This window comes from Thiohalocapsa sp., assembly GCF_022340605.1.
GTDB lineage: Bacteria > Pseudomonadota > Gammaproteobacteria > Chromatiales > Chromatiaceae > Thiohalocapsa.
In genome coordinates this window covers 1-13,961 of the sequence record NZ_JAJDNQ010000061.1, presented here as the reverse complement: position 1 = coordinate 13,961, position 13,961 = coordinate 1, and the positions used below count along the sequence as shown (strand labels likewise).

The window sequence follows — 13,961 nt, the reverse complement described above, 5'->3', positions numbered from 1 at the left end:
CAAGGTCAGGCTCAAGGTGCGGCCCCCGGTCAGTTCCAGCGCGAGGCCCAGAATCGGACCGGGAATCAGACCCGGAATCAGGCAGGTGAGCAAGCGATGACGGGGCAGTATGGGCCGAACCGGGGCATGGCCAACCTTTCGCCCCGCCAGGACCGTATGTTCAACAACCTCGACAAGAACAACAACGGCACCATCGATCGCCAGGAAGCCCAGGGCAATCCGAGCCTGTCGCGGCACTTCGACGCTGCCGATACCTATGGCAACCAGGCCATCACCCCGTCCGAGTTCGCCGCCTTCGAGGCACATGAGCAGGAAAGCGGCAACAACCAGGGTTACGGCCCAATGTCCGGGCAGAGCGAGCCCCCGCGGGAGCAGCAAAGCCCGACCAGCGGTGGTAACCAGTAACCAGCGCCCCTAGCGGCAACCACGGTTGCGGGCCGATCGATCCGGATCGGCCCGCGCTGCACGTTCGCGGGCCACCGCCGTCAACGCCACCCACCGTCAACCGAACCAGGAGACTCAGCCATGGCAGTCGCGAAATCGGAAGTCAAAAGCGGCACGGGCGCCCGCCGCGACGATCAGGCGCAATCCGCGGCAGCGACAGATGCGGTGGCGGAGCTGCTCCGTGCCTACCGCGCTGCGGCGGCGGCGGTCACCGACGTCGCGGCCGCCGACGCGCGCCGCGCGGCGAGCGCGGCAGTGCCCATCGCGGCGCTGGCGTTTGTGGCGGCCCTCGCCGCGAGCACGACTTGGATGCTCGCGATGCTCGCGCTCAGCGCGCTGCTCGCCTACGCCATCGGCTGGCCGCTGGCGCTGACGGTGCTCGCGGGCTCGAACCTGCTCGTCGCCCTCATCTGCGTGGTGCCGGCGCTACTGATCGCGCGGCGCCTGACCTTCCCGAGGTTGCGCGGCGCCTTCGCGGGTCGGTCCTCGCAGAGTAACAACGCTGGCTGACGCGGCGGTTTGAGAAGGTTGACGCAGCATGCGCTCAGAATGCGGCAGTGCGGCGCTGCGCTGTCTGCGCCATGGGGAATCGAGGTGGGGCCAGCACGGCGTCTGGCGGCACGCATATCTTGCGCGCTCGACTACCGGCGCGATGATCACCCTGCGCCTAAGGATCGGGCTTCCCTGCCCGTCCCGCCGTGACACCACTCTTCGACGAGTGGCCGTCACGGCACCGGGGTCATGCCGGCCACATCACATGCCGCCGGAACTGCCCGAGTTGCCGGAGTTGCCGGAACTGCCCTTGGACTCGAAGGCCGCGAATTCCGCCTGCTCGATCCCGACCTGCTCCGAGTCCGCGATCTTGTGGTACTTGGACTCATCCCAAGGCGGCAGACTCGAGAGGGCGGCCTTGGTGCCCAGGCCCCGCGGCACGACCAGCTTGTTGTCCTTCACCCGCAGCGAATCCAGCGGCAGTACGATGTCCTTGTCGCCAATGTCGAAGAATCCGCCCACCGAGACCAGGGTGTAGGCCTTGTTGTTCTGTTTGTCGCGCAAGACCTTCTCCACCTTGCCGATCTTCTTCCCCTCGCGGTTGACGACCTCCATGCCGGCGATTTGATCGGCTCGCTTCTCCGTCATGGCGCCCTGCTGTCCGGACTGCTGCCCCATGCCGGAGCCTTGGGTGGTCTGGCCCTGCTGGTGCTGCATCTGCTGGGACTGCTCGGCCAGGGCGGCCGACCCACCAAGGGCGAGCGCTAGGGCGAAGGCGCTGGCGGCAGCGATAGGGTGCTTCATGGTATTCACTCCTCTGCGGTTGTTTGATGGCAGTTGTCCGGTCGCCGAATCGTGCGCCGGACGATCCCGACTGTTGCAGCGGATGTGCCAGCAATGCGCGCGGCGCCGACACGCGCGGTTAGCCGGGTGAGTGCAGTTGCCCCGCGCTGCCCATGGCCGACCCCACGGCCGAATGCGGTGCTTTTCCAACGCTCGCGGTGGTAAAGCCCAAGTGCCCGACCCCGTATTTCCGTAGATCCGGGACGGACCCGCGCCCGGGTCGATGTTGTCGGGGGCGATCCCTCATTTGGCATTCCGGTTTGTGCTCAGCCCCGTATTCGTTGTAGGGTTGCCCAGCGGGCAGCCGCGGGTTGTCCATGGATTGTCCACCCAGACCGCGCCGCAGAACCAACTGAGCCCGCCCGAATCCCTCCCGCCGATCCACCGCTGCCCCGAAGACGCCCATGCGAGTCGCAACCCTGCCCCTGCTGCTGTTGTCCTGTGCTCTCGGCCCCGCCGCCGCCGCCGACCATCCCGAAGACTTCCGCTTCCGCGTCGCCATGCAGGAGAAATCCGCGGCGACCTTCTACGTGAGCGGCGACATCGACGGCGTCGGCCCGGTGGAATTGATGGTGGACACGGGCTCCGGCTACACCACCATCAACGAAGAAACGCTCGCGGCGCTGCAACAGCGCAATGCCGCACGCTACGTGAAGGATCTGCGCGGTGTGCTCGCCGACGGCTCGGAGCTGACCGTGCCGGTCTATGCGATTGCGCGCATGCGCATTGGCGCCCAATGCTGGCTCGAGGACGTCGAAGCGGCCGTCTTTCCGGGTAAGTCCAGGCAGATCCTGGGCCTGAGCGCGCTGCGCCGCGCGGCGCCCTTCATCTTTTCGGTCGAGCCGCCGGCGCTGTTCCTGAGCCGCTGCGGCGCGCAGAAGGACGTGGCGGGCGATCACCCCGCGGGCGAGCTGTTGCGCACGGCCGAGGCGCCGGGCTGAGACCACGCGCCCGCCAGCACGTGGCGCCCAGCTGAGACCGTGAAAATATCGGTATAGGTCGGGTCAGCGATAGCGCAACCCGACAACCAACGGCTTACCGACGCCCGTCGTCGGGATACGCTGCGCTAACCCGATCTACGTTCCGCTCTCTTTCGGCGTCGCGAGCAATACGTTCACTGTCTCAACTGCCGCGCCACCGCGGCTTCAGGGCAGATCGACAGGCTCGCCGAGCTGATCTTCCACGTACAGCATCCCGGCGAGCACCATCAGCACCACCAGGATGGGCGTTGCCAGCAGCACGCCGAGCACGCCCGCCAACACGCCCATCACGAGTTGCGAGATCAACAGCAGCGCCGGCGGCAGGCGCACGGCCCGGCGCTGGATGAAGGGTGTGACCGCGTAGCCCTCCACCAGATGGATGCCCAGGTACAGCAGCGCCACCCAGAGCATCTGCTGCGGGCCGGCAGACAGGCCCACCAGGAGCGCCGGTACCGCGGCCGCCAGCGGCCCGACCGTCGGCACGAACGAAAACACGCCGGCAATCAAGGCCAGCAGGAAGGCCAGCGGCAGCCCCAGCACGAGCAAGCCGATCCAGGTGAGGACGAACACGACGGCCATGGCCGCGAAGCGCCCCAGCAGCCACCAGCGCAGTGCACGCCCGATGGCCTCGGCGATCTCGGCGGCACGCGGGCGCGACGCCGGTGGCAGCAGCCGCAGCGCACCGTTGACGTAGGTGTGCGGCTCACTCGCCAGGAACATGGCGAGCACGACCGCCAGCAGGATGCCGCTGACGGCGCCGAGCACGGACGAGAAGAAGCCGAGGAACCCCTGCGCCGCCTCCTGCAAGGTGCCCGCTTTCCGGAGCGCGGCGAATTCGGTCGCGGCCCGTTGCCCCCACGCGGTGCTCTCGATCGAGGCATCGATCTCCGACAGCGCTTCGGGGATGCGGTGGCTCAGATCCTTCATGTCCACCACCACCCGGGGCACAAGCACCAGGCTGCCCCCCACCACCAGCAAGGCAATCGCCAGCCACAGCAGCACGAGCGCACTCCAGCGCGGCATGGCCACCCGCGCACGCACCGCCCGCACGATGCCGTCTTGCATCACCGCGAGCAGCACCGCGAGTAGGGTCAGCAGGACCACGCTCGCCACAGCCACGACCAGCCAGACCAGCAACGCCAGCGTCCCCAGGGTCGCCGCGAGCAGGACGACGCGCGGGAATGTCCAGGGCGCGCCGGTGCCGGCACCGGTTGTGAGGTCGCTGCTCATCCGCTTCTGCACCCACCCGCGTCCGGCTGGCACGGGATCTGCGCATCATCCGCAGATGGATTTCGCATCCGGCAAACCGGCCATCGCGGACGTCCGGGCGCCGGAGGTCGATCTCCGCGCCGAAGCGGTCGCCCGCCAACGCGGTCGGGCGGATCACTCATCATGCATACCACCAAACCACGGAGTTGCCATGTCTCGCCAAGCCGAAACCCACTCCACCATGATGGGCTACCTGCTCTGGATCTTCGGATTCATGGGTGCCCATCGGTTCTACTACGGCAAGCCCATCACGGGGACCATCTGGTTCTTCACGGCCGGCCTGTTGCTCATCGGCTGGATCATCGACCTGCTGCTGATCCCGGGCATGAGCCAACAGGCCGACCGGCGCTTCATCACCGGGCCCAAGAGCTATAACGTCGCTTGGATTCTACTCACTTTCCTCGGCCTGCTCGGCATCCACCGCTTCTATCTGGGCAAGTGGCTCACGGGCCTGATCTGGCTGCTCACCGGTGGTCTCTTCCTGATCGGCTACCTGTACGACTACTGGACGCTGAACGAGCAAATCGACGAGGTCAACGAAGGTCTCGACCACCAAACCGGCCATGCCGCGACGGTGTGAGAAACACCGAGACGGTGAAGGTATTGCTCGCAACGCCGAAGAAGTAGACCGCGGCGGCAACACTGGCGATGAAGATCAGCCAGACGGTCAGCGGGGTTGGACCCTCACCACGCACGGCCACGGCCGCAGCGACGGCCACGACCGAGAATAGCAGGACAAACTGGTTGTTCATGGGTTCGCTCCCGTAGCGTTGGGAGGGTTGGGGCAAAGGCCGCGGCGACGGACCCCGCCCGCCTCCCGGTCTCAGGGCACATCAGGACATGGCACCGCGACCGCGGAAGTAGAAGATGACAGCGAGCACCAGCCCAACCACGAACAGCAGCCAGGCGATGTGCGTGGCGGCGCCCGCGATCCCGGTCATGCCGAAAATGCCGGCAATGATGGCAACGATGAGAAAGACCACAGCCCACTGAAACATGGATAACCTCCAGTTGGTGTCGTTGGATACTCAGCATGGTCCACCGCCGGGAACGCTGGCATCACGATGCCGAATTCGGCGATGTTGGTGAGTCACACTGCAATGGGCGGGCCAGGGCCGCGTGCATAAGCCCTTCGCGTGCCGTGTGCCGAGCCGACGGCGAGGCCGCAGCCCGCCGGCGTCAGCGCGCTTGCCACGCGCAAGACGCTACCGATGAGCGCCGGCAATGCGGCCCTCATGATCGTCGCGGCGGTCCGGGCGATGACCATCTTCGCCGCCACGCCCGACCGCGGGCCGGTTTCCGCCACGGCCCGCGTGGACCACAACTCCGCCGGCTCCGCGGCTGCACCGGCGGGGCAAATGCCCAATTCTTCCGGTGCGAAAGACACGGGCGGCGCCGGTCGGGCGACCGCTGCACGCTCGCCGCGTCGGCACGTGGGTTGCTTCTATTTTCATGACCATCTGGGCCAGCGGCGCGCGTGAGGCCTCTGCGCACCGCCCCTGCGGCGTGGACATGTCCTACGAGCCGCTGGCGATCCACCCTGGGTGCGAGCAACGACAAAGGGTATTGGCCATGACCACAAGCATCTACATCCGCGCCCGCGATCCGGAAAACGGCGCCCGCGTCGTCGAGGATATGCTGGCGCTCGGCTTACCGCCCGAGCGGCTCAAGGTTTACGGCAAGCGCATCCCCGAAGGACTCCGTGTGCAGGCGATCCGCTGGCACCGGGGCATCCTGTCCATTGTGCTCGCCGCCATCGCAGGCGCGATCGCGTTCGCCGTGGTCGGCGCGGTGCTGCTCATCGGCATCGACTCCGAGACCGCCGAGCTGCTGGCGCTGGTCGGCGCGGGCACCGGCGCCTTCTGGCAGCAGTCCCGGCTCAGCCGCCGGTATGCCGCCGTGAGCGCCCAGAAGGACGCGCTGAGGCACGGCGACATGATGATCGTCGCCGACGTGGACAACGCCGAGTTGGAGTGGGTGGAGACGCAAGTTGCCGAGAGCCATCCGGAGGTGCTGTTGTTGGGCACCGATCCGGGCGGCGTCCCGCCATTTCCGTGAAAGCGCCTGCGAGATGCCTGGGGGCGGAGACCGTGAACGTATCGCTCGCAACGCCGAAAACGAGCGGATCTACACCGAATGCTTTCTGAATTTCATGGCCCCCTACACCGGCGCCGGCCGAATGTTCTGGTTGTGCCGGAACAGGTTGGCCGGATCGTAGCGCGACTTCACCGCAGCGAGCCGGTCATAGTTGCCGCGATAGGCGGCGCGTACCCGTTCCTCGCCCTCGTCCTCCATAAAGTTCACGTAGGCACCGCCGGCGGAGTACGGATGCAGCGCCTGCCAATAGTTACGGGTCCAGTCGCGGATGACGTCGTCGTCCTCGAGGCGCTCGCCCACGCCGACAATCACCGACGACCAATGGCAATCGCGGTAGCCGAAGGCCGTCGCATCCGGCGCTACCCGGTGCACCGCGCCGTCGATGGGAAACAGGTGCACGGCGGACAGCGGCGTCGGCATCTCGCGCGCGTGCGCCACGTGCAGAGCGATCGCCTCATCCGGCAGCGTCCGGATGAAGTCGCCTTTCCAGTACCAGCGCAGCCCCGGCGGATAGAGTGCATCGAACATGCCCTGGAGCGCCGGATACCCAATCGGTCCGATGTGCTCGAACACCGGTGCAATGGCGTCGCGCAGCGGTGCCAGCGCCCCATCCAGTTCCTCCGGCTTGCCGAGCCAGCACCACATGATGGCGCACACCTTCTGTCCGTGCAGGGACTCCGGGAAGGGCGGCGCCGGCGGCACCGTCATGAAGGCGAAGAAGCCGGACAGATTCTCGTCCGCCGTCGGCAGCAGGTCCCGATAGCGGCGCAGCACCGCCTCGGCGTCGTCCATGGACCAGACGCTCGGCCCCGCCAGCACCTCGCCCACCTTATGCAGCCGGAACAGGAACGAGGTCACCACCCCGAAGTTGCCGCCACCGCCGCGCAGCGCCCAAAACAGGTCCGGATGGTCGTCGGCGTTGGCCGTCACCACCTGGCCATCCGCGAGTACCACCTCGGCCTCCAGCAGGTTGTCCACCGTGAGGCCGTACTTGCGCGTCAGATAACCATGGCCACCGCCAAGTGTGAGGCCCGGCACGCCCGTCGTCGAGATGATGCCACTGACGGTGGCCAGCCGGTGCTCGCCGCACGCGCGGTCCACGTCGCCCCAGGTGCAGCCCGGTCCCACGCGCACCGTGCGCTCCGCCGGATCAACCGCCAGCGCATCCATGCCGGACAGGTCCGCCACCAAGCCGTCGTCCACTAGCGCCAGCCCCGGCCCGTTGTGGCCGCCGCCGCGGACGCCGAGCGGCAGCCCAAGCTCCCGGGCCAGGTTGACGCAGGCGACTACGTCCGCCTCATCGGCACAGCGTGCGATCAGCGCCGGGTGCCGGTCGATCATGGCGTTGTAGAGCTTGCGGGCCTCGTCGTAGCCCGCGTCCGTGGGCCGCAGCAATTGGCCGTGCAGACGCGCTGCGAGTTCCTGGATCGTATTTTCGTCGGGCATGGTTGCCTCCTCGTGGTGGCCGTGTGGTGAGGCGGCGGGCGACGGCGTATGCCGGGGCGCGGAACGCCGCCCGGCCTTGGTCGCCGTTCGCGATGAGCGAGGAAGGGCGCGCCCTACCCCGCCTCGCTCAGTGCGGCAATGATGGTGCGGCAGAACGCTGGGAGATCACCCGGATTCCGGCTCGAGATCAGCGGGTCGTCGCGCACCACTTCGCTGTCCTCCCAGCGGGCGCCGGCATTGACGAGGTCGTCGCGGATGGACGGCACCGAGGTCACCCGCCGCCCCTCCACGAGGACACCGATGTTGCGGTTCGCGAGTGGTTCTGACATCTGCTGCCTCCGGTTGGTGATCTGGTTCGCTCGGGTGCACGCAGCGGCAGCCGCCGGCCTGCGACGGAGTCAGTGCACTGCTCCCAAACGCAGCACGCTCAGTGCCAAGCCTGAGGCGCCGTGCCGATCGCGGCGAAGACGCCGCTCCCACACCACCGCACCACCGTGGGAGCGCCATCCTCGGCGCGAGACAGCGCCCAAAGCCCGCAATCGCGGCGAAGACGCCGCTCCCACACCACCGCACCACCGTGGGAGCGCCGTCCTCGGCGCGATGCAGCGCCCAAAGCCCGCAATCGCGGCGAAGACGCCGCTCCCACGGGGCGCGGTGCATCTGCCCCGGGCCTCGGAGCATAAGCCCCGCGCTGCCGGCCAATCGGCCCACGGCAGAAGACCTCCGCCCGCCGCGCGGCTGGCATGCGCCTTGCGCCCCGGCAGTATGTGGACGGCCTCTCCCAAACGCCCGATACGCCCGCGCCGCCCTCAGCACCAACGCCAACGACCAGAGCACGCCATGCCGAGCATTCTCCCAGCCAAGCCCCGGCAACCCGCACCGGCATCCGCATCCGCGGTGCCTGTAACGGCCACGCCGCCGTGGCCGTCATCCCCACCGCGGCCGGCTGCATGGGCGCGGAGGCAGCCATGAGCGGCCGCGCCATCGCCGACTACGCGCTGCTGTCCGACCGCCACGGCGCGGCGCTGGTGCACCGCGACGGCAGCGTGGACTGGCTCTGCCTGCCGCGCTTCGACGCACCGGCGCAGTTCGCCCGGCTGCTGGACGACGACGGCGGCCACTTCGCGGTGACGCCGCGCAACGTCGAATCCACCGACCGCACCTACCTCCCGGAGTCCCTGGTGCTGGAGACCTGCTTTCGCTGCGCCGGCGGCGTCGCCGTGCTGCGCGATACGCTGGCCACCGGCGTCGACGAGCAGGCGGACATCCTCGGCCGCAATGCGCCACACCTGCTGCTGCGCGAGCTGCGCTGCACCCGGGGCGAGGTCACCGTGGACCTGGACTACCAGCCACGCCCAGAGTACGGCCTGATCCGCCCACTGCTGGAGCCCGCCGCGGGGGGCCTGGTGACCCGCGGCGGCGCGGGCATCCTGCGGCTGTCGGGCGAGGCGGATTGGTCGATCACCGACTCCGCCGCCCGTGCCCAAGTGCGGCTCCGCGAAGGCGAGCGGCTGCGGCTCGCCTTGCAGCACAACCCGCTCACCGCCGGCGCGCCGGCGGCCATCCCGCCCGCCGGCATCACCGAGGGCATCGAGCTGACCCTCGCCGCCTGGCAGGCTTGGTCCGACGTGCACCAGAAATACGACGGCCCGTGGACCGAGCTCGTGCGCCACAGCGGCCGCGTGCTGCAAGGGCTCGCCTACCAGCCCACCGGCGCCGTGGTGGCCGCGCCCACCACGTCGCTCGCCACCTGCATCGGCGGCAGCCGCAACTGGGACTATCGCTACAGCTGGGTGCGGGACGCGAGCCTGACCCTGGACGCCCTTTGGGTCGCCGCCTGCCCGGCGGAGGCACACCGCTTTTTCGACTTCCTCGGCGCCACCGCGCTGATCCAGGTGCGCGAGGACGGCGAGCTGCAATGCGTGTTCGGCATCCACGGCGAGCACGACCTCACCGAACGCGAGCAGCACTGGCTCACCGGCTGGCGCAACAGCCGCCCGGTGCGCGTCGGCAATGCCGCCTGGTCGCAACGCCAGCTCGACGGCTACGGCGACGTGCTGCTGGCCGCGCACCGGCTGCGCGGCCAGCTCGCGGACATGACCGAGACGGCGCGGCGCTTCCTCGCCGAGATCGCCGACGCCGCCGCCAACCGCTGGCAGGAACCGGACCACGGCATCTGGGAGATACGCGGCAAGCCGCGGCACTACCTGCACTCCAAGCTCATGTGCTGGGCGGGCCTGGACCGGGCCATCGACCTGGCACCCGAGCTGTTCCCGGACGGCGGTAGCGCTGGCCGCGTCGCGCGCTGGCGCGAGGCCCGCACCAACCTGCGCCAGGCCATCCTGACCCGCGGCTGGAGCGAGCACGCCGGCGCCTTCACCCAGGCCTTCGGCAAGGCCGAGCTGGACGCTGCCGCCCTGCTGCTGCCGCTGGTGGGCTTCCTGCCGGCGGACGACCCGCGCGTGCTGGCCACCATGGACGCCATCGAGGCGCGACTCACCGATGCCAACGGCTTCGTCTACCGCTACCGCATGGACGACGGCCTGCCCGGCGACGAGGGCCCGTTCCTGATCTGCACCTTCTGGCTCGCCCAGGCGCGCGCCATGGCGGGCCAGTTGGAGCAGGCGGTGTGCATCTTCGAACGCGCCGCCGGCTGCGCCAACGACCTCGGCCTGCTCGCCGAGCAGGTGCACCCCGGCACGGGCGAACTGCTCGGCAACTTCCCGCAGGCCTTCAGCCACATCGGGCTCGTGAACGCCGCCCAGGCCATCGGCGAGGCGCGCAACCGAGCGAGCAACGCCACCGGCACCGCCGGCACGGACGCCGACGCGGCCTAGCCCGTGGGAGCGGCACTCTTGGTGCCGCGACGTGCGAGCGGCACTCTTGGTGCCGCGACCAGCAGCGCCTCTCACACCAAGACCGCACGCCCTCATCGCGCCACAAACACCAGTGGCGCTCCCACCAAGCCCCGAAGCGGCACGCTCGGTGCCGTGGGAGCGGCACTCTCGGTGCCGCGACCGGCAGCGCCCTCTCTCACACCAACCCCCACGCCCTCATCGCGCCACAAACAGCAGTGGCGCTCCCACCAAGCACCGTGGGAGCGGCACTCCCCGTGCCGCGACGTGGGAGCGGCACTCCCGGTGCCGCGACCGGCCGACGCGCCCTCACACCAAGCCGCCGAGCCATCCAGGCTCGGTGCATTTCCCCCGCCACCGGCGCACCTGCCCGACATCCGATTGCCACTCGATCCAACCGCATCCAACCGCTGCCGCCCGGGGCATGGCACGGCCGATGCTTGCCGCTTCCACAACCCGTCGGCGCCGAACACGGCGTTCCCGCCCCAGACATCCTGTCCGAGCCCTCCGGAGACGCAGTCATGTCCAACTTCAACCTGCACGAGCTCAACCAGGCCCTCGGCCGCCAAATGCGCCGCCTGACGCCAGACGGCCATGGGCCGCCCAAGCAGCCGCCCAAGGGTCCGCCCTGGCATACCTACGCCCTTGCCGGCCTCGGCATCTTCGCCCTGGCGACCGTGCTCAGCATGTTCACGGAGCAGCCGTCCACCGAGCTGACCTACAGCGACTTCAAGCAGGCGGTGCGCGATGGGCGCGTCGCCGAGGTGACCTTCGACGCCGACCGCATCAGTGGGCGTCTCTTCGCCAAGGAAGCGACCGGCACCAGCGCGGGGAGTGGTTCTCAACAGCCGAGCCGGCCAGCAAGCAAGTCGGCGAGCGATGCCGCCGGCGGCACCGGCTCGGAAGCCACTGCCGATGGCGGCAAGCCGCAGCAGGCCAGCGCGGAAACCAACGAGCTCGATGGGCGCTTCGCCACCACCAAGCCGCAGGTGAACGACCCGCAACTGTTGGATCTGCTGGAGCAGCACCACGTGCAGGTGGCCGCCAGGTCCACCGGGAACGACCTCTGGGGCCGGGTGCTCATCTCCTTGCTGCCCTGGGTGCTGCTGCTCGGGCTCTTCCTGTACATCAGCTACCGCATGCAGCAGAAGCTGATGGGCGACGGCGGCAAGGACGGCGGCATCTTCGGCTTCGGCAAGTCCAAGGCCAAGCGCATCCAGGCGCAGGAGGTCCACGTCGGCCTGGACGACGTCGCCGGCCTCGCCAACGCCAAGGCGGACCTCGCCGAGATCATCGATCACCTCGCCGACCCGCAACGCTTCCGCGCCCTCGGCGCCAAGATCCCCAAGGGCGTGCTGCTCATCGGTCCGCCCGGCACCGGCAAGACGCTGCTCGCCCGAGCCGTGGCCGGCGAGGCCGGCGTGCCCTACTTCCACATGTCCGGCTCGGAGTTCGTGGAGATGTTCGTCGGCGTCGGCGCCTCGCGGGTGCGCGACCTGTTCCAGCAAGCCAAGCAGGCCGCGCCATGCGTCATCTTCGTCGATGAGATCGACGCCGTCGGCCGCTCCCGCGGTACCGGCCTCGGCGGCGGCCACGACGAGCGCGAGCAGACACTGAACCAGATCCTCAGCGAGATGGACGGCTTCGAGCCGCACGAGAACGTGGTGATGCTGGCCGCCACCAACCGCGCCGACGTGCTGGACGCCGCCCTGCTGCGCCCCGGGCGCTTCGACCGCAAGGTCTACCTGGAGCTGCCGGACCGCAAGGCGCGCCGCGCCATCCTTGAGATCCACGCGAAGAAGATCCCGCTGGCGGACGACGTGGACCTGGGCCTCATCGCCGGCCGCACCACCGGCTTCTCGGGCGCGGACCTGGAAAACCTGGTCAACGAGGCGGCGCTGCTGGCGGGACGCAACCGCAAGCAGCAGGTGGACATGGCGCTGTTCGCCCAGGCTCGGGACAAGATCGCCCTCGGCGCCGAGCGCGAGCAGGTCATCGGCGACGACGAGCGCCGGCTCATTGCCGTGCACGAGTCCGGCCACGCGCTGCTCGCCTGGCTGCTGCCGAACGCCGATCCGCTGGACAAGGTCACCATCATCCCCCGTGGCCAGGCGCTGGGCGTCACCGAGCAGATTCCGGAAGAGGAGCGCCACACCTACAAGCAGAGCTACCTGCGCGATCGCATCGGCGTGATGCTCGGCGGGCGCATCGCCGAGCAACTGGTGTTCGGCGAGGTCACCACCGGCGCCGAGTCCGACCTGGAGCAGGCCACCAAGCTCGCCCGGCGCATGGTGAGCCGCTGGGGCATGAGCGAGGTCATCGGCCCCGTCTCCTTCCGCCGCGGGCAACAGCCCGTGTTCCTCGGCCGCGAGATGCAGGAAGGCCCGGAGGACCACGGCGACAGCACCGCCCAGCGCATCGACGAAGAGATCCAGGCGCTCATCGGCGGCATCGAGCGCGACGCCCGCGACCTGATGCACCAGCACCAGGCGGCGCTGGAGTGCCTGGCCGAGCGCCTGCTGGAAGAGGAGGTCCTGGACCGCGAGCAGATCCACCAACTGCTGTGCGATACCGCTGCCAGCAATGGCAAGCCCCTGCGCGCCGCGGCCGGATGAGCCGGTGCGTTTCGCACGCGGCCCGGTGCATTTCACCGGAAAAACTGACGGGACAATGGTTTATGGACTTTACGTAACGCACCCGATCGATGCCTCCGGCGCCCTTCCACGCGCCTGAAAGCCGCGCCGTCGCATCGATTCGGCCAATCCCCTCATTAACACACTGTATTGCCGGCACGGCCGCTGCATTCACTGGGGCTACATCCGTGCCGGTGCCTCGTCCGGGGCAACCCGCCCGCGGGCGCACCGGCCGGCTTCTGCGAACCAACTCTCCGCCACAACGGCGGCAGGAGATGCAGCATGACCGAGCAACAACTCTCCAATCGCAACATGATGGGCATCTTCGTGCTCATCGCCATGGGCCTGGGCCCGCTGGCGGCGCTCAGCATCGGCAAGCACGTGGCCGACGACGAGACCATCGCCCGCGCCCAGGCCGGCGCCAAGAACTACGAGGCGCCAGACCTCTATCCGGACAGCGCCTACGGCCTGCCCACGCTCACCGGCGCCGCGGCCGAGACCAAGGTGGACGACATCACCGCCAACTCCGCGCTATTCAGCGACTACCGTCGCGCCGTGCAGGAGTCCGGCTTCGGCGACGTGCTGAACGGGCCGGGGCCGTTCACGGTGTTCGTCCCCACCGATCAGGCCTTCGCGCAGTTGAGCGACGCCGAGCGCAATGACCTGTTCAAGGACAAGAACAAGCTGGTGAAGATGCTCAGCGCCCACGTCGTCCAAGGCCGTCTGTCCGCCACCGACCTGCTCCAGCGTCGCCACGTCGAGACCATCGGCGGCCGCAGCATCCCCATCGACCAGGGCGGCAAGTCCATGAGCTTCGGTAGCGCCGCTATCATTAATACCAACCTCGTCGCCGGCAACGGCGTCGTGCACATCGTCGACGGGCTGAACCTGTAAGCCGCAAC

Annotated in this window: 15 protein-coding genes; 9 read left to right on the top strand and 6 right to left on the bottom strand. The window is 68.8% G+C overall.

Annotation, left to right across the window (positions count from 1 at the left end; all coding sequences use genetic code 11):
• Positions 1 to 96: 96 nt before the first annotated feature.
• Together LJE69_RS07880 and LJE69_RS07875 are read left to right on the top strand one after the other, a co-directional pair.
• A complete protein-coding gene (locus LJE69_RS07880; protein ID WP_296923646.1) occupies positions 97 to 405 on the top strand; it encodes a hypothetical protein in 309 nt (102 codons plus the stop codon).
• A gap of 120 nt (positions 406 to 525) precedes the next feature.
• A complete protein-coding gene (locus LJE69_RS07875; RefSeq protein WP_296923645.1) occupies positions 526 to 954 on the top strand; it encodes a hypothetical protein in 429 nt (142 codons plus the stop codon).
• A 243-nt stretch (positions 955 to 1,197) separates the two neighbouring features.
• Here LJE69_RS07875 and LJE69_RS07870 read toward each other — a convergent pair whose 3' ends face one another.
• On the bottom strand, positions 1,198 to 1,740 hold the full coding sequence (locus tag LJE69_RS07870; protein WP_296923642.1) for a PRC-barrel domain-containing protein: 543 nt from the start codon (positions 1,738 to 1,740) through the stop codon (positions 1,198 to 1,200).
• Between the two features lie 443 nt (positions 1,741 to 2,183).
• Between LJE69_RS07870 and LJE69_RS07865 the strand changes: the two genes are divergently transcribed.
• Entirely contained in the window at positions 2,184 to 2,720 is a 537-nt protein-coding gene (locus LJE69_RS07865; protein WP_296923641.1) for a retropepsin-like aspartic protease, read from the top strand.
• A 204-nt stretch (positions 2,721 to 2,924) separates the two neighbouring features.
• Here the strand turns inward: LJE69_RS07865 and LJE69_RS07860 are convergent, their stop codons facing one another.
• Positions 2,925 to 3,989 carry an AI-2E family transporter gene (locus tag LJE69_RS07860; RefSeq protein WP_296923639.1) on the bottom strand — a complete coding sequence of 355 codons (1,065 nt, stop codon included), beginning with the start codon at positions 3,987 to 3,989 and terminating at the stop codon, positions 2,925 to 2,927.
• Between the two features lie 190 nt (positions 3,990 to 4,179).
• Between LJE69_RS07860 and LJE69_RS07855 the strand changes: the two genes are divergently transcribed.
• Positions 4,180 to 4,608 carry a TM2 domain-containing protein gene (locus LJE69_RS07855; protein WP_296923637.1) on the top strand — a complete coding sequence of 143 codons (429 nt, stop codon included), beginning with the start codon at positions 4,180 to 4,182 and terminating at the stop codon, positions 4,606 to 4,608.
• Here LJE69_RS07855 and LJE69_RS07850 read toward each other — a convergent pair.
• Both LJE69_RS07850 and LJE69_RS07845 read right to left on the bottom strand, forming a co-directional pair.
• Positions 4,562 to 4,780 (bottom strand): hypothetical protein, encoded by a 219-nt coding sequence (locus LJE69_RS07850; RefSeq protein WP_296923635.1) that lies wholly within the window; start codon positions 4,778 to 4,780, stop codon positions 4,562 to 4,564. The two genes, LJE69_RS07855 and LJE69_RS07850, sit on opposite strands and share 47 nt — an antisense overlap.
• Before the next feature lie 81 nt (positions 4,781 to 4,861).
• On the bottom strand, positions 4,862 to 5,026 hold the full coding sequence (locus tag LJE69_RS07845; RefSeq protein WP_296923633.1) for a DUF1328 domain-containing protein: 165 nt from the start codon (positions 5,024 to 5,026) through the stop codon (positions 4,862 to 4,864).
• A gap of 213 nt (positions 5,027 to 5,239) precedes the next feature.
• Here LJE69_RS07845 and LJE69_RS07840 point away from each other — a divergent pair, with 213 nt between their 5' ends.
• Entirely contained in the window at positions 5,240 to 5,509 is a 270-nt protein-coding gene (locus tag LJE69_RS07840; protein WP_296923631.1) for a hypothetical protein, read from the top strand.
• A 91-nt stretch (positions 5,510 to 5,600) separates the two neighbouring features.
• Positions 5,601 to 6,086 (top strand): hypothetical protein, encoded by a 486-nt coding sequence (locus LJE69_RS07835; RefSeq protein WP_296923629.1) that lies wholly within the window; start codon positions 5,601 to 5,603, stop codon positions 6,084 to 6,086.
• 102 nt (positions 6,087 to 6,188) lie between these two features.
• On the opposite strand, the gene LJE69_RS07830 is transcribed toward LJE69_RS07835, so the two are convergent.
• Both LJE69_RS07830 and LJE69_RS07825 read right to left on the bottom strand, forming a co-directional pair.
• On the bottom strand, positions 6,189 to 7,571 hold the full coding sequence (locus tag LJE69_RS07830; protein ID WP_296923627.1) for an FAD-binding oxidoreductase: 1,383 nt from the start codon (positions 7,569 to 7,571) through the stop codon (positions 6,189 to 6,191).
• A gap of 113 nt (positions 7,572 to 7,684) precedes the next feature.
• A complete protein-coding gene (locus LJE69_RS07825; protein ID WP_296923625.1) occupies positions 7,685 to 7,900 on the bottom strand; it encodes a DJ-1/PfpI family protein in 216 nt (71 codons plus the stop codon).
• A gap of 591 nt (positions 7,901 to 8,491) precedes the next feature.
• On the opposite strand from LJE69_RS07825, the gene LJE69_RS07820 reads away from it, so the two are divergent.
• The 3 genes from LJE69_RS07820 (at position 8,492) to LJE69_RS07810 (ending at position 13,953) form a co-directional block, all read left to right on the top strand.
• Positions 8,492 to 10,408, top strand: a complete 1,917-nt coding sequence (locus tag LJE69_RS07820; protein WP_296923622.1) for a glycoside hydrolase family 15 protein — start codon at positions 8,492 to 8,494, stop codon at positions 10,406 to 10,408.
• Between the two features lie 539 nt (positions 10,409 to 10,947).
• Positions 10,948 to 13,041, top strand: a complete 2,094-nt coding sequence (gene ftsH, locus LJE69_RS07815; RefSeq protein WP_367114642.1) for an ATP-dependent zinc metalloprotease FtsH — start codon at positions 10,948 to 10,950, stop codon at positions 13,039 to 13,041.
• A gap of 300 nt (positions 13,042 to 13,341) precedes the next feature.
• Positions 13,342 to 13,953, top strand: a complete 612-nt coding sequence (locus tag LJE69_RS07810; protein ID WP_296923619.1) for a fasciclin domain-containing protein — start codon at positions 13,342 to 13,344, stop codon at positions 13,951 to 13,953.
• The last annotated feature ends 8 nt before the right edge of the window (positions 13,954 to 13,961 follow it).